We start from the raw sequence: 20,474 nt of genomic DNA, 5'->3' as shown, positions 1-20,474 counted from the left end.
ATTCGTCCGGGTGCAAAAATACTTTTACGAATGTGATGGCAATTCATCCCCACCTTAAACTGGGCTATGCCCTGCGTGTTTTAAAGGTGGTTTTTTCTTATTCATTTTTCAATAAATATCAACGAATCCCCGTTTATCCTGCTATACGTGAGTAGTAAGACGCCCACTGATTAAAGTTTCACTTTATTGAACATAGCAAATAACCACTGAAAATGATTTAGTCAATAAGTGAATGGAATGAAAACGACGAAACCTTTCTATGAATATTCCAATACTAGAAAGAATGAATAGAATAATTTTTTTCTACTTTACGTTTGATAAAACACTATTAATTTGTTTAATCATAAGAAGGTAATAAAAATAGTTAATAGTACACCGTTTGTTAAAACAGAGGAATTCCACTACTCATCAACTATTAATCCTTTTATAAATTGAATTAATTTATAAAAATAGATATTAATTTAGGGTACATTTGCGAGTGAAGAATCATAGAATATGAGGTGAAGCGATTACAAAATTATGAAATCCCGATTAAGGAGAAATGAAATGAAATCATACTTTAATAAAAGAAGAATAAGTAGAAGAGATATAGAAAAATATAAGCTCATTGGGAGTGGAAAGGACGGGGAGGTATATCAATTAACCACTAATAAATGTGTGAAAATATTTTTCCTGGAAGAAACTCAAAACAAAGAGTTGAAAGCTCTTGTAATTGGACAATCATCACCTATTATTCCACGATTGTATGAATATGGAGAAAATTACATTGTTATGGAGTATATACAGGGAATTTCACTTGCGCGTTACTTGAAAAGAGGAAACAAAATTACAGAAGAATTAACCGGAAAAATATTAACAATGTTGAGTGAATTCAAAAAGATAGGATTCACTAGATGGGACACGGAAGTGAGACACGTTTTAATAAATGAAAGCGGTCAGCTAAAAGTCATTGATCATAAAAGAGCTTTTACTTCAAATAGTAAAGTACCTGCTAAGTTATTAAAAGGTTTTCAAAAATTTGGATTGGAAAAGGAATTTTTAAAAGACGTGAAGAATATAAAACCCTCTGTTTACAATACATGGATGAAGCATCAATAAAAAACGAAATGTCTTGGACTTAACATTTTTAATATATAAACCACTCCTGTGTTTTTTTATTGCTTATTTTCTAAAATTTGTGGACAATACCTGCTTGTATGCTCCTAATTGGTAAGATATTTCCATTGTTGATAAAAGGTTCTCTTTATCACATAGGGAGAAATACACATGTAAATATATAGCTGAACTATTGGTTATTAGTAATAAATAAAAACAAGTTTTCCGCTAATGACAGTTTCTTTTTGCAGTATCAATCATAAATTAGGTAGTACAAGGAGTGAAAATACGAATGAAAGAGTGTATTTTAGTCATTGGCGCACATCCCGACGATGAATTATTAGGATCTGGTGGTACTTTAAAAAGGTTAGTAGAAGAAGGACATCAGGTAATTTCAATCATTACTGCTCTAGGAAGAAAAGAGGAAGCTCATCACATACAGCAGCTAGGCCGGTGTGCAAATAAAGCGATTGGTATTGACGAAGTGATATTCCTCCAACATGATAATTTAGAGTTGGAATTAATTCCACTGCACAAATTAACGAAAGAAATAGAACAATTAATAAAAATCTATAAACCAAGCAAAATTTTCACACATCATTATGGAGACCTCAATATCGATCACCATGTTACTTTTCAAGCGGTTTTGACTGCGACTCGCCCTCTACCAAACCAACAACCAATAGAATTGATTACATTTGAAACCGTTTCCTCTAGTGAATGGAATATCCACACGAATGATAAATCTTTCAAACCTAATTATTTTGTTAACATTACTGATCAAATAGATTCGAAGATTGCGGCGCTTAAACATTATGATGTAGAAATGAGAGATTTTCCTCATCCTCGTTCATACGAAGGAGTTCAATATTTAGGAAGAGTAAGGGGAATGACGATTGGCGTATCATATGCCGAAGCGTTCGAAGTGATAAGGAGGGTTTGGAAGTGAAAAAGGGATCTGAGTTTCCTTATCCTTATGTAATCAAAACAATGGATAAGTACTATGGAGTTCAGTCATACTCATTACAAAAAAAGAAGGATAAAGTACAAGAACGTTATATAAATAGAGAGTCAAAGGTGTCTAAAAAGAAGAATCTCTCAATATTAATTGCTACATTTTGGGACTATCCTCATACTGGGGGATTATCTAATTATATTACAGCACTTAGTGAAGGATTAAGAAAACAGGGACATCACGTCGACATTATCTCTCCCAATCAATTTTCTAGAAGTAGAGTGGAAAAGATGCGTGAAACGATCGTTCCGCAATTAAAAAATTTTTTTAAAACCCGTTATGGAAGTTTTAATAACACAATTGTCAAAAATCAAAGAAATATGTATATATACGAAAAAATGCTACTTGAAAATATTAACTTAAAAAAATATGATCTCTTCCATGCGCAAGATTTATTTACAGCTAATATATTAGGAAGAATCAATGAACGATATGGAAAAAAATTATTATTCACACCTCATGGAATGTTTACTTTTAACCGGATAAAGTTCGGCATATTTAAAAAGGGTTCACTGGAAGAATTCTATCATATGGAAATAGAAAGAAAGGCCATTGATTATGCCGATCATCTTATTATTCTCAGTGATTCATTTCACCGTCCATTAATGCAGTTGGGGGCAAAACAAAAGAAAATGACAACTGTATTGACAGGCATTAATTATCCTGATAAGTATCATACAGAAAATACATCATCAGCACATAAAAAAATCGTTATTACATGTGTGGCTAGATTAGGCCCAAGAAAAGGCCATACTATATTACTTGATGCTCTTTCACAAATGGGGAGAAAATATACAGATAACGTAAAATTGCTCATTGTCGGAGATGGTGAGATGAGAGGAAAATTAGAAGAACAAGTTAATTCTTTGAATCTTTCCATGGTGGAGTTTTTAGGAGAAAGAAATGATGTTCCAGACATTTTAAGTAAAACTGATATTTTTGTACTTCCAACTTTAAACGATAGCCTACCTATTTCTATTATTGAGGCCATGCATAGTGGAGTTTGTGTCATTTCGACTCCATCGGGAGGTATACCTGAACTTGTTAGTCACGCTAAGACAGGGATCCTTGTTGAGGCAGGAGATGTAAGTAAACTGGCGCGGGCATTAAAACATGTCATTGTAAATCAGCAGGATCGCGAGCAGTTAGGTAAAAATGCAAGAAAGTTCGCTAAAAAGTATTTAACTAGAGAGACAATGGTAGCAAATATTGAACAAATTTACAAAAAGTGTTTAGATGAGGAAGGATTCTATGGATCATGATCATGCAGCAGTTGTGCTGGATTTAAGTGCTAATGGGATTGGAATTATTAGAAGTTTAGCGAGAAAAGGAGTAAGTGTTTATGCATTTGATGTAGAGAAACCATATAAAATAGGAAAGTCACGCCTTGCTTCATGTGCAGTATGCCCAAGTCCTTTATTTGAAGAAAAACAATTACTAACTTTTCTAATCGACTTCGCTAAAGATTTTAAATTGAAACCTGTTTTGTATACAGGTGCGGATGATTATGTAATATTCATTTCAAAATATCGAATGGAGCTGTCTAACTACTATTTATTTTTGTTTCCTGAACATTCGTTGATTGAAGAAACATTAAATAAACATAAAATGCATGAACTCGCAACCAAGCATAATATTCCGTGTCCTAAAACGTATGAGATTAAGACAAAAGAACAATTGGAAGAAGCGATATTGAGCCTTGATTTTCCATGTATATTAAAGCCGGTTTTGGGACATGAGTTTCGAAAAAAGATAAACCAAAAGGCAATTCTTATACAAAATCCAGACCAACTTAGAAATGAGTATAAATCATATCGACAGCACGGAAAGCTTATTCTTCAGGAAATTATTCCTGGTGATAATCAATGTTTTTATAAAGTTGCCACATTTTATGATGATAACATGGAGCTACTAGCATTATTTTCTTTACAAAAGAATCACCAATTCCCAGCTGAATTCGGAACGGGAGCTCACATTGTTAGTAAACAAGTTCCAGAATTGGTAGATATCTGTTTACCTTTTTTTAAACAGATTAATCTTAAAGGTATTGCTATGGCAGAGTTTAAAAAGGACCCTCGAGATGGCATTTATAAGTTTATCGAAATAAACCCCCGTTTTTGGTTAACTCACAGTCTGACAGGACCTGCTGGCATTGATTTTGTTTCTATGTATTATTTATATTTAACGAAGCAAAATCCAACACCGAGACTCAAACAAATAGACGGTATTAAATGGATCTATCTTGTGCGGTATTATTTAACATACCGTTATAAGAAAAAAAGAGATGAAATGACGTGGAAAGATTTTTATGAAGGGCTGCGAGGAAAAAAAGAGTTTGCTTTGTTTGCATGGGATGATCCAATGCCGTTCATTAGAAGCACATGGTCTCATTTGAAAAACGCCTGGAAACGAAAGCGAAAGGAATGAACACATTGTACGAGGTAAAAGCATTATCCCGTCATTTGGAAAAATTAAAAATTGCAGAAAAACTCTCTTATTCAATGGATAAGAGAGTTACAATTAATCCCGATAAAATAGAGTGTTTAAAATCAACAAGAAGAAGTAGCATTTACAAATTATTTATTCAATCAAAAGCTAATTACGATTCTATTGTTTTAAAAATATATAATTCAGCAGATTACAAAAATGAAATAGAGATTAATATGTACGATAGAGCTTATCCTATAATGAAAGAATTTCTTCCTGAAATATATCATATTGAACAAACTGGAAATGAAACTTGGATATTCATGGAATTTGTGCGTCAAATACGCGGTCAAATTACCTTCTCTCCGAAACATTTTGACTACATTATTCCCACTGTTGCTAAACTTCACGCACACACATTTGAAGATCATATTAAAAAGCAGAAAGATGTTTGGAAATCTTGGCTTCCTATTTATGAATCGAGTCAAATGAGGAATGAGCGAATGAAACAAATTGAAAAGACGATTGATTTTCTCGATGCAGGAATGAAAGACGACCGGTTAAAGGGGATCATTAAACCTTATTATAAATCGCTAGTAAAACTATGTAATAAGGGACCGGATTTTTTCCCGGAACTATTTAAAAATGGCTCATCGATAACGCATGGCGATCTTCATATGCAAAATATTTGCAGTAATAATGTGACACAAAATGCACCATGGAATATTCAGTTTATCGATTGGGAGTCAACTAAATATGCACCTGTCTGGTTTGATATGGTTGTTCTAGTTGAAATTTTATTAGGTTTCAGAAAGGATTGGCAAAGTAGTGCAGAAGAAATTCGTACACATTGTGTGGAAGTCTATGCAAAAGAAATGCAGAAGAATGGCATTACATTTAAAACAAAGCCAATTGACCTTTATAAAATGGCGTATTTGCAGAGAACATTAGAAAAGGGGCTGCATACCCAGCTACGAAGAATATTTGATAACCGCGGCGGTGAGTTATTACCGTATCACCTTGAGAAAATTTCTACCTGGGGAAGCGAATTAGGTTTATAGTATATACAACTTTCATCATTAGTAGAGTGAGGAGGAGATGATTCTGAATACAACAAAGGAAGAGCGAAATGAATTCATTTATCCTTTTCATGTGAGCCTACTAAAAGTCATGGATGAATACTATCAAATAGATCATAATTATATAATTGAACCGTTTCAGACGTTTGGGATTAAAAAAGATAGCATATTTACAGAAAACAGAAAATTAAAAATTCTTTATGTAACATTTTTGAAATATCCTAATACAGGCGGATTATCAAATTATATCACGACCTTAAAAACAGGCTTTGAAAGGTATGATCATGACGTAGATGTCATCTCTCCTACTCAAATGACAGCAGTTCATTTAGAACAAGACATTCCGAAGGCTGCAGAATGCGCAAGAGATTTTATGTTACAACGATATGGTACAGTGAATGAAAAAATTATAAAAAACACGAGTTTTTTGAATGTGTTTAAGTCTTTCTTAAGAGAAAGAAGCCTAGAGCAATATGATGTGTTTCATGCACAAGATTTATTCTCTGCCTTTTTATTAGCGCAACTAAACCTAGAATATAAGAAACCACTTTTTTTTACACCGCATGGGCATTTTACAAAAAGTCGATTAAAATTTGATAAAATAAAAAAAGGATCAATTGAAGAAGTGTATTTCAGTGAAATTGAAAAACAGGGAATAAAAGCGGCTGATCAAATCATAACGATCAGTAATTCCTTTCATCCTCCTTTAAAAGAATACGGAGCAAAGACAGAGCAATTGATTACTGTTCATACAGGTATACATTTTCAGCAAGATTTTATATCTAAACTGAAGTGTAATAACAATCTTGTAATTTCCTGTGTTTCTCGCCTCTCACCTAGAAAAGGTCATGATATTCTTCTAAAAGCACTCTCACAAGTTCAACAAGATGTATCTCATGTAGAGGTATGGATTGTTGGTGATGGTGTTATGAGAGAAAAACTAGAAAATCAAGTCATACAGCTCGGTCTTGATAATATTAGATTTTTTGGCAGAAGAACAGATATACCAGCAATTCTTGCTTCTTCTGCAATCTATGTTTTACCTACCATTAACGATAACTTTCCAATTTCAATTATCGAAGCTATGTTTTCTCGTCAAGCTATTATTACAACAAACTGCGGCGGTATACCAGAAATGATTCAAAATGGAATAACAGGGATCATTTGTGAACCAGGCAATGTGCAACAACTTGTCGATGCTCTTGAATTGCTTTTAACGAATAAGGATCTTCGTGAACAATTAGGAAGAGAGGCAGAGGCCTATTCACGACAACATTTAACTCAAGATGTAATGGTTTCAAAGATAGAAAGAATCTATTACTCTTTTATGGGCAATATGTAGAACCTCGATTGAATGCCTTTATATATAAGTTGAAAACTGACAGAAACCACCTTTTCTTTTTATCCGGCATTAACGGGTAGTAAAAGCCCGATTGGTTCAACTAACCATCAGTGGGAGATGAAAAAACTCTCCGCTGATGGAAGTTTCACTTTATGCGGACAAGACCATCTTACCGCACATAGAAACAGTCAAGCCCATTTCCTACCACATACAACGTTTAAAACAAAAAAAGAAAGCAAGTAGCGGTTATGCTGTGTTTTGCACGGCAACGACTTATATGTCTAAAGTGGATATATAGAGGGAGTAATGACTCAGTATGGGATTCAAGGTTGAACATGTAATGTATAGAAACGGAAGTTGATTTGGAAATAGAAACATGATAAGAGGAGAGAGTGCGTGTATTTATAACATGCACTCATTTTTTATTAATAAATAAATTTTTTAACAAGCTAAAGAGCATATTTTGGTCACTAATGATTCACTAAAACGTTCAAAATTGTTTTAATGACTTTATTCTTCTGCTCCTATACCGTGGTATTGCTGTTTCTTCTCAATCCGTTCAATTACATCTTGCAGCTCATCAGGCTTCAAAAACTCAATAGGAGAGAACCCTTTTTCAAACGTAAGCGTATCCGCCTCAATCATCAATACATATTTATCATTAACTTTCGCAATATGAATCTGGTCTCCGAAATCCGCAAGCAAGGCTTTCACAGAAATATGATCTGCCTTTAGTTTTAATTCGAACTCAGGGGTATGCTCCACAATTTGTGCGGTAGCTTCCATAACTTCTTCTGTTGTGAAGTGTTCCATAATTTCACGCTTTGGACTCGCAGCCCATACTTCCATTGCTTGGTCAAATTGTTCCCGTTCTTCTGTACCTTCTTCAAACACGTCTTCAATTTGGTCGTATACCATATCCATGACGTGTGTTTTCATAATTTCTGGCATGGAACGCTCGTATTCTACGAATTTTAAGAAGTCTTCGAAGTAACGGGCGTGTGATGCTTGGTGGATTTTTAGTTCGCCTACTTCCACGATGCCTTCTTCTGGCATGTATGGATATTGAATTGACTTCATGTTTTTCGTTGTGATTGCCATTTCAACATTTCGAATTAGCGTTGCCTCATCAGAAATAGATGCAACCTTTGGCTCGAAGTCACATTTCAATACAAAGACGAACGGATCGTCGAAGTATTTGCGAAGCTTTGCTTGGACAACGAGAAATACACCGCCGCGTACAGCGCTTGTATCAATATACGTATAGACGAGTGGTTCATTTGTATCTTTAAATGTTTCTTTCGTTTCTGCAAACCGAATGCGGTTGAAAAGGTTGTAGTTCGGGTTAGAATCGAATTCATGCCCAACTTCAACAATGAAGCGACCAATTTTTGTAGGGACTTGTTCGCTTTTTGGGTGACGGTCTACTTTTCGTTTCGAAATTTTTAATAATTCACCGTCTAGAAAGTCTTTTAATGGACTGTCTTCGTATTCTTCAGCATCTAATGTTTGAAAATGTTTATAGCGTTTGTCTGCTTGTTCACCTTGTCCGTCTACTTGTACGACGTAAAAGGAAAGGAAATTTATTTCAAAATCCATGATTATCACCTTGTTTCATTTCGTTAACTCTTTTCAGTATAGAGATGGAGAAAACATTCGTCAATTTAATAAAGTGAAACTTTAATCAGTGGGGGTTTTCTTCATCCCCCACTGATTATTAGCCCTCACCAATCGGGCTTTTACGGGCAGTTTATCTCCCACCTAACTTCTTTGTTTTCGCTGAATTTTGAGGTGGGAGTATTACTGCCCGTTAATGCGGGATAAAGTGAAACTTTCACCAGTGGTCTCTCGCTGATGGAAAGCCTGCCCAGTCGGGCTCTTACTGCCCTAAAGTAGTGTGAGAAGCTTCCATATGTGTAAGTGCGAATGATTGACAGGGCGAACACATATGTATAATATATCTTATTTTTTTAGAAACATTATTCATTACATTTTTGTGTAATATTGATATAATAAAATATAGGTTGTATAAAAATTGTCTTCATGTATTTTTTGGTATATACTGGATGGGTGCGTTGGTGGGATTTTTAGCAGAGTTAAGAATTTTTTAAGGAAATATTTGTAGACTTTTATGAAAGAAAAGAGTAATTTAAAATATGAAGAAATATGCTATATATATCCATTTTTATTTTTTGCCATCTTTGTCTAGCTCTGCCTCCTAGGCCCTCAAGTCTAAGAATCTTCTGTGTGTGAAAGAACCTTAGCCAACGGGCCTAAACAGTCGGCTCCGCTTTTCTTTATAAGTCGCTGCTATGCAGAATACAACATGACCGCTTCTATGCATGGCTAGATGCCCTCGCCGGCCTAAAGAGAAAGAGGGTTTTTATGTCGATTTTTTAATTTGTATTTACATAGTAATACATAGAAGTTATATAAAAAAGTAATGTAATTATACATACATAGAATTGTTTGAAATGAAAAAAAGATAGCGAATAGAAGGAGAGAGTAAATTGTTACGTAAGTTTCGAAGTTTAGTATTAGGTACATTATGCTTAAGTGTCGTTAGTGGATGCAGTGGGAAAGTCAACGAAGTTGCATTAGTAAGCGGGGCAGGGGATCATGCTGTAGAAGCAAAAGGAGAGGTAAATAAAAGTATAAGTTTAGTAGATGGTAGAACTGGAAAAGAAGTAAAAAATATAAATTTAGCAAGTTTAGGTTATTTCGAAGATGAAAAGACATTTAAAAAAGAGGTTGCTAAGGTTGCTAGCGAGATGGCAAAGAGTGTAGATACAAAGATGGTTCCTTCTCGTATGAAGAGTGACGGTACATGGGTAGAAGGAAAGCCTTCTTACGAATTAATGGAAAAAGAGTTAATAGACAAGTTGATGAATGCTGGAATGTGGGATTCTTCTTATCAGTTGCCGATTGTAGAGAAAAAGCCTGTAGCAACACCAGAGGCTGGAAGAGAAAATGGAACAGTAATTGGGAGATATGAAACGAATTTAGGGGGTTCTACTGGTGGTAGAATAGAAAATATTCGTGTATCTTCAGGCACTGTCAGTGGGGTTGTATTAGGAAAGGGAGATAGATTTTCCTTTAACGCTTTAGTAGGAGATACAACACCTGATAAAGGTTATCAGTTAGGGAAAGAGATTGTAGATGGTAAACTAGTTGATGGATACGGCGGTGGTGTATGCCAAACTTCTTCTACACTGTTTAACGCTGCAGATCAAGCGGGATTAAAAATGGTAGAGAGATCAACACATTCTAAAGAAGTAGGTTATGTGCCTAAAGGCAGAGATGCAACGATTGCATATCCGTATTTAGATTTAGTATTTGAGAACACAAGCGATAACCCAGTGAAGCTTGTTATGTACATAGATGGTCAGAAATTAGTTGCAGAGGTACGTACTGTATAGGTGCAGAGATTGCACTCTTTCTAGGAAGTTTCTAAAAAGATGTGAATTGAAGTAACTAGATGAATTATGATGAATACAAAAAGGCGCTTCTTGTGAAGCGCCTTTTTATATTCACATTTTAAAGATTTTTGTATAAAGTGAAACTTTAATCAGTGGGGGTTTTCTTCATCCCCCACTGATTATTAGCCCTCACCAATTGGGCTTTTACGGGCAGTTTATCTCCCACCTAACTTCTTAAGAAAAGCGGAAGCGGCTCGTTCAGAATCGCAGGACGCCCACGCCCCTGACAGAGAGGCGCTTTTTGCCTCATCTGAGGGGGCGAAACGGCCGGAGATTCTAGCCGCTAGAGCTGGACAACAAAGAAATGTGGAAGCCACCGAACATTTTAGCCACTGGAACTGGACAATGCTTTCGCTGAATTTTGAGGTGGGAGTATTACTGCCCACAAATAGCGGGATAAATGGATCGTCCCTTTATACGTTATAGTTCAATCCAATATCTTTTTACGACATTTCCATCTTCTTCGATATAATTTGAATCAGATATTCCGCCATTTTTGATAATGGTTTTTTCAGAACCGATATTACTTTCATCACAGACGAGAAGCGCTCTTTCAATGCCCAGTTTTTTCGTTTTTTCCAATGCTAAACGTAATAGAATCGTAGCGTATCCTTTTTGTCTTTCGGAAGGACGAATGCCATAACCGATATGTCCACCAGAGTGCAATAGTTTTTCTGTTAACTGGTGGCGTATATTTACAGCACCTACCACTTTTTTATGTTCGGTAATTAACCAATAAGTAGAATCAGGTACCCAACCTTCAGGAAGATTTTCACCTTTCTCTGAATTGATTAGAAACTGAATCATTCCTCGAAAGTCTGATGGGTCTTTACTAATGACCCACGGCACCATATTTTCGCCGCTATCTTTCCATTCTTGATAAAAATTTAAGTATTCGCTTTGTAGTTCAAGTGTAGGTTTTACTAATGAAACGTTCATTTGTATGCTCCTTTTATAAAGAATATTTATAATATTAACATAATTTTATTGTTATTTATATTGTAAAAATGGTTATAAAAAAGAGGTTATGTCTATATATTATAAATAATAGATTTTGAAATATTCCTTTTTTATGCAAAATTATTGAGAAAATCTTTCATTCGTTAAGTCTATATAAAATAGAAAGGTAAAATATTAGCTCCTATAGAATTATTCGTACGTCCGAAATAATTTTAAAATTGAGGGAGTGATAGTTTTGTTGAAAAAAGTTGTCGCGATTGCAACGGCAATTCCTTTGGTTTTTGGTATGATGTCCACTGTTTCGGCAGTAGAGGAAACACAAGTAAAGGTACAGGTAGTTTCGCCTCAAGTACAGGCAACCGAATATTTAAAAGCGAATGCTGCGCAGTATGCTTTGAAGTCGGATTTGTCAGATTTGCAATATGTTTCTACGACAGATACACAGGTGGCAACTTATGTTAGATTTCAACAAACAGTAAATGGATCTCCGGTATTTTCTAGACAAGTAACAGTTACGCTTAATAAAGAAGGACAAGGTGTATTAGCAGTTTCAGATTACCTTCCTGTACAGAGTGTCAAACAAATTAAACAAAAGCTGAGCGAAAAGGAAGCAGAAGGTAAATCGACTCAGTATATTGAAGCAGAAGATACAAGTTTATGGGCTCCGACTACGCGTGAGTTCGGATATATAATCGAAGAAGGTGTGGCAATTCCAGTGTATCGAGTCGTCATCCATTCTCAAAAGCCGTTCGGTGCATGGGAAACATTTATTGATGCGGAAAACGGAAATATGCTTAAGAAAAAAGACTTAAACCGAAAAGTAGAAGGGCAAGGGAAAGTGTTCCTGCCAAATCCTGTAGTAACGAGTGGAAGCTTGGCTGGATTAGCTGACAAAAATGACGCAGATTCAACTGCATTGAATAACCAATTGAAAATGGTCACTTTAAAAGGTCTCAACGGGTCAGGATATTTGGTTGGAGATTATGTGACGATTGCGTCGAAAGTAAAAACGTATTCTGCCTCTTTTCAATATAATTACACACGTTCAAATGATAGATTTGAAGATGTTATGGCATATTATCACATTGATACTTTGCAACGATATATCCAACAACTTGGGTTTAATAATATTAACAACCGTTCTATTAAAGCAAATGTAAATACATCTACAGCAGATAATTCTTTTTATTCTCCTTCGACTAAGGCACTGACATTCGGTTCTGGCGGAGTTGATGATGCGGAAGATGCAGGGATTATTGCTCATGAATATGGTCATTCTATTCAAGATAATCAAGTTCCTGGATTTGGGGATTCTCCGGAAGGCGGAGCCATGGGAGAAGGCTTTGGAGATTTCTTGGGAGCTACTTATGAAGATGCTGTATCAGATACAGGTTATGGAAAAGCGTGTATTGGAGAATGGGATTCGACTTCTTATTCCAATACGAATCCAACTTGCCTTCGCAGATTAGATAATAACAAAGTGTATCCGAAAGATATTGGAAATGAAGTTCATGATGACGGCGAAATATGGTCGCAAGGTGAGTATGACATGGCGCAAGCTTTTGGTCGAGATGTTGCGACAAAAATGATTTTACAATCGCATTGGTCTCTTACTCCTAACGCTACATTCCATGATGGTGCTAGAGCAATTAAACAAGCGGATGCTCTTCTTTATGGAGGACAGCACGGTGCGGAAATCGATCGTATTTGGGCAGCGCGAGGTATTGGTACAAACTAGAAGGTGAGTGGTCGAAAAACACTGAATATAGAGGAAAGTGAGCTGAAAATCTAGAAGGTAAGAGGATATCGACATTTGTTGATATCCTTTTATATATGTTTGAATTGGAAAAATATCGGGTAAATGTATTGACAATAAATATAATTGTAACTGAAATAGTTACGTCGTGTTGATTATTCTATATTCTTGTGAAGTGATTCAGTTGAAAAGGATATACGTAATTTGAAACATAAAATGAAGCTTCTAGCAATGGAAGTTTTCTTCATTCTGCACGTTAGTGCGGGGGAAAAAGGAGGTTATGTGATTGCAAACAGAATTACAAATGAAAGTACAAGTCGCAAAAGATAAGCGAATCATTTTAGCGATCATTCTTGGAAGTTTATCTGCGATTGGACCACTTTCTATTGATATGTATCTTCCAGCTTTTCCATCTTTAACAAACGATTTGCACGCGACAAGCGCACTTACGCAGTTAAGTTTAACTGCATGTTTGTTAGGAATTGCGTTAGGTCAATTGTGGGTCGGTGCATGGAGTGATCGTCAAGGAAGGAAAAAACCAATTGTAATCGGCCTTGTTATTTATGCGGTTGCGTCATTCTTATGTGCGCTAACACCGTCTGTATGGGTACTAATTGTATTACGCTTTATTCAAGGTGCAGCCGGTTCAGCGGGGATTGTACTTTCGCGTGCGATTGTGAGAGATTTATACACGGGATCGGAGCTTACGAAATTCTTTTCTACTTTAATGTTAGTAAACGGAGCTGCTCCAATCTTCGCACCTATTATTGGGGGGCAAATTTTAAGCTTTGCTTCTTGGCACTGGGTATTCATTGTATTAGGTATATTAAGTGGACTTATGCTATTAAGTGTCATTTTTATAATGCCGGAAACATTACACGAAGAAAAAAGAACCGCAGGTGGATGGGGAGAGAGCCTATCTCATTATAAACGCTTATTAAAAGATCGTGTATTTATGGGATATGCACTTTCGCAAGGGTTTATTACAGCGGCGATGTTTGCATATATTTCAGGATCACCGTTTGTGATTCAAAACATTTTTGGTGCTTCACCGCAATTATATAGTTTATTTTTTGCGATTAACGGTTTTGGGATCATTATTGCGTCGCAAGTTACAGGGCGTTTGGCAGGAAGAATGAATGAACGTACTCTGTTAGTAACGGGACTTCTTTTCGCATTGTTTGGGGGCATAACTCTTCTTTTTATTATTTTATTGGCGCCTTCTTTAATAGGGGTGTTAATTTGCTTCTTTATGATTGTTTCTAGCGTAGGGATTGTTGGGACGACTGGATTTACGTTAGCGATGGAAAATCAGCAAAAAGCAGCAGGAAGTGCCGCAGCTTTATTAGGACTGTTACCTTTTATCTCTGGCGCTGTAGTAGCACCTTTAGTTGGGATTCAAGGAGAGCATACAGCTGTACCGATGGGGATTACGATTGTTTGTTGTCATATCGGTGCGATGCTTAGCTTTATTATTCTAACGAGACGAAAAAGTAATGAAAAACTTTAATACAATATTAGTTATAAAGCAGCACAGTTCATGTGTTGCTTTTATTTTCATGCTAAGCATAAGAAAATGAACATAAGCAGTTTAAGTGTAAATATAATTTTCAACATATTTTAGACAAAAAAATGTCATACTTATATGTGCCATTAAGGATTGACAGTTCTTATTAAACAGATTATTGTCATTATAGAAAATGAATAGATTCCTCGTTAGGCGAGGCTCCTATACAAACATAGGCCACTGCCCGGAAATGTCGAAAGACGCCAATGGGTAGAACAGGTACTGTCGGATTAAGGCTTTACTTAAGGTGGCTGAGATTTACTTCTCTACGTTGTATAGTGCCAAAGCTCAACTAGAGAGGTAGGGTAAGAATATATATATTTTAGCCTTGTTTAAGTATGCCCCTCTCTTGTTGTGAGAGGGGTTTTTTATATTGCTTGGAGGTGAGAAAAGATGGATGGTGATAGGGGAATCGAGCATATATTAATTAGAGAGGCATGCTTATCTTTTCTCACCGCTTAACGGTGAATGAAAGAGGTATTCCTTGATGTGACAAGGAGGAAAATGATGAAGACATCTGTATTCTCTGTTCAAGAACAGAAAAAGCGCTTTAGTTGGGCGGATATTATTGTATTGCTGGCTATTATAGGTTTATTTTATATGGTTATTGACTTAGGTGAGGGAATGACAATCCATTTTTCAGCTCAGCAAAAAGAAACTATTGATTTGAATCCTGTAAATTTACCTTATTACGCGGGGAGATCCTTACTACGGATGTTCTTAGCTCTCGGGGCATCATTATTATTTACACTTATATACAGTAAAATTGCTGTGTTAAATCGGTGGACAGAGCGTATTATGATTCCGGTTATTGATATTTTACAATCTGTTCCGGTACTTGGGTTTCTATCGGTAACTGTAACTGGATTTATGGCCTTATTTCCAAACTCTTTATTAGGTGTAGAGTGCGCGTCTATTTTTGCTATTTTTACTGGACAGGTTTGGAATATGACGTTTAGTTTTTACCATTCTTTACGAACTGTTCCGAAAGATTTATATGAGTTTTCTCGAATGAGTCGTTTAAATGGATGGATGCGATTTACAAAGTTAGAATTGCCTCATGCCATGATTGGGCTCGTATGGAATGGTATGATGTCTTTTGGCGGGGGATGGTTTTTTCTTGCAGCATCTGAAACGATATCCGTTTTGAATAAGAATATTCAATTACCTGGGATCGGTTCTTATATGGCGTCTGCAATTGATAAAGGAGATATGAAAGCTATCTTATATGCAATTCTTACAATGGTGGTTCTTATTATTCTCGTTGATCAATTATTTTGGCGTCCAATTGTTGCTTGGTCACAAAAATTTCGAAATGAACAGACAACTTCAACAAATGTACAAACTTCATGGGTTCTTACACTTATAAAGCGAGCTGTTTTTGTACAAGTATTAAGTGAACAAATGTTACTTATACGGAAAAAAACGATATTTCAAATGAGAAAACGATTTGCAAGGAATAAAAAAATAGGAACGTCAAAGAAACAAGTGAATTTTGTCTTGCTTCGTTTTATTTATATTGTTCTTATAATAAGTGCGGTTATGTGTTTGGGTATGTATACTGTGCAAGGAATTAAATTTATGGCAACCTTAAGTATAAAAGAGATGATGCATGTCATTTGGTTAGGATGCTTAACATTGTTTCGTGTATGTATTTCTACGTTGCTAGGTGCGTTATGGACGATACCTGTCGGAGTAGCAATTGGATTTCATCCACGATTATCTCGAATTATGCAGCCGATTGTTCAAATTTTATCTTCATTTCCAGCGAATATGGCGTTTCCATTTCTAACTATTCTATATGTGAAATATGGAGTGAATTTTGAAGTAGGATCGATTCCTCTTATGATGCTTGGAACACAATGGTATATTTTATTTAATGTTATTGCAGGGGCAATGGCAATTCCTTCTGATCTTCGTGAAGCTGCTAAAATGTCAAAATTATCAGTTTGGAAAACATGGAAAGTATTAATTTTACCAGGTATCTTTCCTTATGTAGTAACAGGAGGGATTACAGCGAGTGGCGGGGCTTGGAATGCTAGTATTGTTGCGGAATTTGTTTCATGGAAAAATCATGATCTTGTTGCGACTGGACTTGGGTCTTATATTACAAAAGCTACAACTGCTGGAAACTGGCCTCATATTATTTGGGGAATTGTTATCATGGCTTTCATTGTTGTCTTGTTTAATCGATTTTTCTGGAGGAAATTATATACAATGGCTGAAACAAAATATCGCCTTGATTAGAGGAGGAAAGTCTTATGTCTCAAGCGCTAATAAAAGTACAAGATGTAACAAAGTTATATGAAAAAGAAAAATCTCAAAATAAAATTGTTCTTGAAAATATTACACTTGAAATTCAAGAAGGAGAGTTTGTTTCTATACTGGGTCCTTCTGGATCGGGGAAATCAACATTATTGCGTATTATTGCTGGGCTTGTTCCTGCTTCTAAAGGAATTGTTCAATATAATGGTCAAAAAATAGAGGGAATTAATCCGGGATGCAGTATGGTATTTCAATCTTTTGCACTATTTCCGTGGTTAACTGTAGAAGAAAATATTGAATTAGGTTTAGAAACATTTTCTTTGTCAATAAATGAAAAAAAGGAAAAGGTAAATCAAATTCTGAAAATGATTGGTTTAGAAGGATTTGAAAATGCGTATCCGAAAGAGCTATCTGGTGGCATGCGCCAACGTGTTGGGATTGGGCGTGCTTTAGTGATGGAACCAGATATTTTACTGATGGATGAACCTTTTTCAGCGCTTGATGTATTAACTGCTGAGAATCTTAAAAATGATATTTTAGATCTATGGTTTGAAAGAAAAATTCCAACAAAATCAATCATTACGGTAACACATAGTATTGAAGAAGCCGTCTATATGTCAGACCGAGCTATTGTATTATCACGAGATCCGGCGCGTATTATCAGTGATATTTCAATAACGATGAAACGTCCAAGGGACAAAGAAGATCCGATTTTTTCTAGTATTGTTGATCATTTGTATTCTTTACTTACAAAAAGAGAAAAAGTTGTTGTAGAGAAAAAGAATACCAAAAAATGGGCGAAAGTTCCTTCTACGATTTCAGGAGGTGCCTTAGCTGGATTTATTGAGCTTTTGCAAGATTTAGGAGAAGAGAAAATGGATTTATATCGGCTTGCTGGGGAAGAGCTGATGCTTGACTTGGAAGATTTCCTTCCTCTTGTTGAAGCAGCAGATTTATTATGTCTTACAACGACAACAAATGGAGATATTTCTTTAACGAAAGTTGGGCATTTGTTTGCGGAGGGTTCTGTACAAGAGCGGAAAGAATTGTTTCGTAAACAAGTATTGGAACATATCCCGATGATGGCAACAGTTGTGAATGTCTTGCATTCTAAAGCGAATAAAACGATGAACCGGGAGTTTTTCATTGAAATTTTAAATCAACATTATAATGTAGAAGAATCTGAAAAACAATTGGATGTATTAATTGATTGGGGACGCTATGCAGATTTATTTGATTATGATGAAGAAGTGAGACAGTTATTTATAGAAGAATAAATAGGAGTAAGATTTATGATTAGAAGATAGGGGTGAAGAAAATGATGTTACAAGAGATGGCACTTCGTATACTTGTAGCTATATTTGCTGGGGCCCTTATCGGAACAGAGCGCCAGTGGCTTCATCGTATGGCAGGTTTAAGAACGAATGCGCTAGTTTCATTAGGAGCATGCTTGTTTGTTTTATTATCAGTTATTGTGACAGGAGAATCGAGTCCGACCCGGATTGCAGCTCAAGTTGTTAGTGGAATTGGCTTTTTAGGCGGGGGAGTCATTATTCGGGATGGCTTTAGTATTCGAGGATTGAATACAGCTGCAACATTATGGTGTTCTGCAGCTGTCGGAACTCTTGTCGGAGCAGGTTTTCTAAAAGTAGCTATACTAGGGGCATTTGGCGTTTTATTAGCTAATATTTTCCTTCGTCCAGTTGCACTATTTATGAATAAAAAATCAACCGATCAAATGCCAGAGAAAATGAGTTATATGTTATCTGTAACGTGCTCTAATACAGATGAAGTTCATATTAGGTTGTTGCTCATGCAAATGTTAAATACAGAAGAAATTGAGCTAAGAGAACTATATAGTGAAGAGATTGAAGACAGTAAAAAAGTAGTGATTCGCGCAGTTTTACATTGTGATGCTAAGAAAACAGTTTTTATTGAAAAAGTAGTACATGGTCTTAGATTAGAAGCAGGCGTCGTAGCTACCGGATGGAAGTCTATTCCTGAACAAGAGGTTGATTAAGAGATCATTTTATATAAGATAAAAAGAATAAACTTTGTACATGTCAAAGAGCAATTCTATTAAAGTGGAAACGTCATCATAAAAGGTTGAATCAACGTAGTGTATATGTTGGTTCATTTTTTATTTAAACAAGGTTTGAAAAATTTAGATTATTCTGTATAATGTAAAGCAAAACTTTTTAAATCTCACAGTGAGGCGGTCAAAGATATGAAACATGTGAAAGAAATGATCAAAATTGAAGATATTCTCGTTGCGTATAATACGTTAAAAGATGTAATTCGAAATACATCTTTAGAGCGAGATCTGATTTTATCAGAGAAATATCAATGTAACGTATATTTAAAACGAGAGGATTTACAGGTTGTTCGTTCTTTTAAAATACGAGGTGCCTATAACTGTATTAGTAATTTACCGATGGAAGATTTAAAAAAAGGGGTAGTCTGCGCTAGCGCTGGTAATCACGCGCAAGGTGTAGCTTATACATGTCATAAATTACAAATTCCGGCAAAAATTTTCATGCCAAATACAACGCCAAGTCAAAAAGTATCACAAGTACGCTTTTTTGGAGGGGAATACATAGAGGTAATGTTGCAAGGAGATACATTTGATAGCTCTTATGGGCAGGCTGTGAAATATTGTGAAGAATATGGGTTAACATTTATTCATCCATTTGATGATCCTCATGTCATTGCAGGACAAGGGACGGTTGGTGTAGAAATTTTACATTACGGATTGTGCGATTGATTACATGTTTATGGGAATTGGCGGGGGAGGCTTAGCGGCAGGCGTTGGAACATACATAAAAGGGATTAGTCCTTTAACGAAAATTGTTGGGGTGGAGCCAGAAGGTGCTGCTTCGATGAAAGAGGCGTTTGCACAAGGAGAGGTTGTCGCGCTTCCTCAGATTGATTCATTTGTGGACGGAACAGCGGTTCAACAAGTTGGTTATCTTACATATGAAATTTGTAAACACATACTAGATGATATTGTTGCTGTACCAGAAGGAAAAGTGTGTACGACATTACTTGAACTTTATAATAAAAATGCGATTGTTGCAGAGCCATCTGGTGCATTGCCGATTGCAGCTCTTGATTTATACCGAGACGAAATTCGCGGAAAGACAGTTGTTTGTATCGTGAGCGGCGGCAATAACGACATTGATCGGATGCAGGAAACAAAGGAAAGATCATTAATGTATGAGGGACTGAAACATTATTTTATTATTAATTTTCCACAGCGGCCACGTGCCCTGCGTGAGTTTTTAGATAACGTGCTCGGACCTCATGATGATATTACTCGTTTTGAGTATACGAAGAAGAATAATAAAGATAATGGCCCGGCACTAGTTGGAATTGAACTGCAGAAAAAAGAAGACTATGAGCCTCTTATTAGGCGAATGGAAGAACAAGGTGTACGTTATATGGAAATCAATCACAATCCAACATTATTTAATCTATTGATTTAAAAGG

General features: G+C 35.8%; 15 protein-coding genes, 1 pseudogene and 1 riboswitch. Of the genes and pseudogenes, 13 read left to right on the top strand and 3 right to left on the bottom strand.

Annotation, left to right across the window (positions count from 1 at the left end; genetic code table 11):
* Positions 1 to 183 precede the first annotated feature (183 nt).
* On the bottom strand, positions 184 to 285 hold the full coding sequence (locus MR076_RS26830; protein ID WP_396021708.1) for a DUF1361 domain-containing protein: 102 nt from the start codon (positions 283 to 285) through the stop codon (positions 184 to 186).
* A 261-nt stretch (positions 286 to 546) separates the two neighbouring features.
* Between MR076_RS26830 and MR076_RS16330 the strand changes: the two genes are divergently transcribed.
* The 6 genes from MR076_RS16330 to MR076_RS16305 all read left to right on the top strand — a co-directional run bounded on the left by MR076_RS16330 (position 547) and on the right by MR076_RS16305 (position 6,958).
* Positions 547 to 1,098 carry a serine/threonine-protein kinase gene (locus MR076_RS16330; RefSeq protein ID WP_242222287.1) on the top strand — a complete coding sequence of 184 codons (552 nt, stop codon included), beginning with the start codon at positions 547 to 549 and terminating at the stop codon, positions 1,096 to 1,098.
* A gap of 289 nt (positions 1,099 to 1,387) precedes the next feature.
* Entirely contained in the window at positions 1,388 to 2,044 is a 657-nt protein-coding gene (locus tag MR076_RS16325) for a PIG-L deacetylase family protein (RefSeq protein ID WP_242222285.1), read from the top strand.
* Entirely contained in the window at positions 2,041 to 3,372 is a 1,332-nt protein-coding gene (locus tag MR076_RS16320) for a glycosyltransferase family 4 protein (RefSeq protein WP_242222283.1), read from the top strand. The genes MR076_RS16325 and MR076_RS16320 overlap by 4 nt, the downstream gene beginning before the upstream one ends.
* A complete protein-coding gene (locus MR076_RS16315; protein WP_242222281.1) occupies positions 3,362 to 4,537 on the top strand; it encodes a carboxylate--amine ligase in 1,176 nt (391 codons plus the stop codon). Before MR076_RS16320 ends, MR076_RS16315 begins: the two co-directional genes overlap by 11 nt.
* A 5-nt stretch (positions 4,538 to 4,542) precedes the next feature.
* Positions 4,543 to 5,598: a phosphotransferase gene (locus MR076_RS16310; protein ID WP_396021707.1), complete on the top strand. Its 1,056-nt coding sequence runs from the start codon at positions 4,543 to 4,545 to the stop codon at positions 5,596 to 5,598.
* A gap of 37 nt (positions 5,599 to 5,635) precedes the next feature.
* Positions 5,636 to 6,958 (top strand): glycosyltransferase family 4 protein, encoded by a 1,323-nt coding sequence (locus MR076_RS16305; protein ID WP_242222277.1) that lies wholly within the window; start codon positions 5,636 to 5,638, stop codon positions 6,956 to 6,958.
* A 510-nt stretch (positions 6,959 to 7,468) separates the two neighbouring features.
* On the opposite strand, the gene MR076_RS16300 is transcribed toward MR076_RS16305, so the two are convergent.
* On the bottom strand, positions 7,469 to 8,557 hold the full coding sequence (locus tag MR076_RS16300) for a DUF3900 domain-containing protein (RefSeq protein WP_242222275.1): 1,089 nt from the start codon (positions 8,555 to 8,557) through the stop codon (positions 7,469 to 7,471).
* A gap of 911 nt (positions 8,558 to 9,468) precedes the next feature.
* Here MR076_RS16300 and MR076_RS16295 point away from each other — a divergent pair.
* Positions 9,469 to 10,377, top strand: a complete 909-nt coding sequence (locus MR076_RS16295) for a VanW family protein (RefSeq protein WP_242222273.1) — start codon at positions 9,469 to 9,471, stop codon at positions 10,375 to 10,377.
* Positions 10,378 to 10,857: 480 nt separating this feature from the next.
* On the opposite strand, the gene MR076_RS16290 is transcribed toward MR076_RS16295, so the two are convergent.
* Positions 10,858 to 11,376: a GNAT family N-acetyltransferase gene (locus MR076_RS16290; RefSeq protein WP_242222272.1), complete on the bottom strand. Its 519-nt coding sequence runs from the start codon at positions 11,374 to 11,376 to the stop codon at positions 10,858 to 10,860.
* 307 nt (positions 11,377 to 11,683) lie between these two features.
* Here MR076_RS16290 and MR076_RS16285 point away from each other — a divergent pair, with 307 nt between their 5' ends.
* The 6 genes and pseudogenes from MR076_RS16285 (at position 11,684) to ilvA (ending at position 20,470) form a co-directional block, all read left to right on the top strand.
* Positions 11,684 to 13,135 carry a M36 family metallopeptidase gene (locus MR076_RS16285; protein ID WP_242222319.1) on the top strand — a complete coding sequence of 484 codons (1,452 nt, stop codon included), beginning with the start codon at positions 11,684 to 11,686 and terminating at the stop codon, positions 13,133 to 13,135.
* A 322-nt stretch (positions 13,136 to 13,457) separates the two neighbouring features.
* Positions 13,458 to 14,663, top strand: coding sequence for a multidrug effflux MFS transporter (locus tag MR076_RS16280; protein ID WP_242222318.1), 1,206 nt, complete (start codon positions 13,458 to 13,460; stop codon positions 14,661 to 14,663).
* Positions 14,664 to 14,858: 195 nt separating this feature from the next.
* Positions 14,859 to 15,027: riboswitch (M-box (ykoK) riboswitch) on the top strand.
* 200 nt (positions 15,028 to 15,227) lie between these two features.
* On the top strand, positions 15,228 to 16,967 hold the full coding sequence (locus MR076_RS16275) for an ABC transporter permease (protein ID WP_242222271.1): 1,740 nt from the start codon (positions 15,228 to 15,230) through the stop codon (positions 16,965 to 16,967).
* A gap of 14 nt (positions 16,968 to 16,981) precedes the next feature.
* A complete protein-coding gene (locus tag MR076_RS16270) occupies positions 16,982 to 18,262 on the top strand; it encodes an ABC transporter ATP-binding protein (RefSeq protein WP_242222269.1) in 1,281 nt (426 codons plus the stop codon).
* A gap of 41 nt (positions 18,263 to 18,303) precedes the next feature.
* Complete coding sequence (locus tag MR076_RS16265) at positions 18,304 to 19,005, top strand: MgtC/SapB family protein (protein WP_242222267.1); 702 nt, start codon at positions 18,304 to 18,306, stop codon at positions 19,003 to 19,005.
* Positions 19,006 to 19,212: 207 nt separating this feature from the next.
* Positions 19,213 to 20,470, top strand: a pseudogene (ilvA, locus tag MR076_RS16260) (threonine ammonia-lyase IlvA).
* Positions 20,471 to 20,474: the final 4 nt, after the last annotated feature.

Source organism: Bacillus cereus group sp. BfR-BA-01380, from assembly GCF_022663535.1.
Taxonomy (GTDB): Bacteria; Bacillota; Bacilli; order Bacillales; family Bacillaceae_G; genus Bacillus_A; species Bacillus_A cereus_BB.
The sequence above is the reverse complement of the archived record's forward strand: the minus strand, read 5'-3'. Positions and strand labels throughout refer to the sequence as shown.

Coding starts and splice junctions, on each gene's coding strand:
- MR076_RS16285 (WP_242222319.1), top strand. CDS start 11,684: ATGATGTCCACTGTTTCGGCAGTAGAGGAAACACAAGTAAAGGTACAG.
- MR076_RS16270 (WP_242222269.1), top strand. CDS start 16,982: ATGTCTCAAGCGCTAATAAAAGTACAAGATGTAACAAAGTTATATGAA.
- MR076_RS16305 (WP_242222277.1), top strand. CDS start 5,636: ATGATTCTGAATACAACAAAGGAAGAGCGAAATGAATTCATTTATCCT.
- MR076_RS16265 (WP_242222267.1), top strand. CDS start 18,304: ATGATGTTACAAGAGATGGCACTTCGTATACTTGTAGCTATATTTGCT.
- MR076_RS16275 (WP_242222271.1), top strand. CDS start 15,228: ATGAAGACATCTGTATTCTCTGTTCAAGAACAGAAAAAGCGCTTTAGT.
- MR076_RS16300 (WP_242222275.1), bottom strand. CDS start 8,557: ATGGATTTTGAAATAAATTTCCTTTCCTTTTACGTCGTACAAGTAGAC.
- MR076_RS16330 (WP_242222287.1), top strand. CDS start 547: ATGAAATCATACTTTAATAAAAGAAGAATAAGTAGAAGAGATATAGAA.
- MR076_RS16325 (WP_242222285.1), top strand. CDS start 1,388: ATGAAAGAGTGTATTTTAGTCATTGGCGCACATCCCGACGATGAATTA.
- MR076_RS16315 (WP_242222281.1), top strand. CDS start 3,362: ATGGATCATGATCATGCAGCAGTTGTGCTGGATTTAAGTGCTAATGGG.
- MR076_RS16280 (WP_242222318.1), top strand. CDS start 13,458: ATGAAAGTACAAGTCGCAAAAGATAAGCGAATCATTTTAGCGATCATT.
- MR076_RS16290 (WP_242222272.1), bottom strand. CDS start 11,376: ATGAACGTTTCATTAGTAAAACCTACACTTGAACTACAAAGCGAATAC.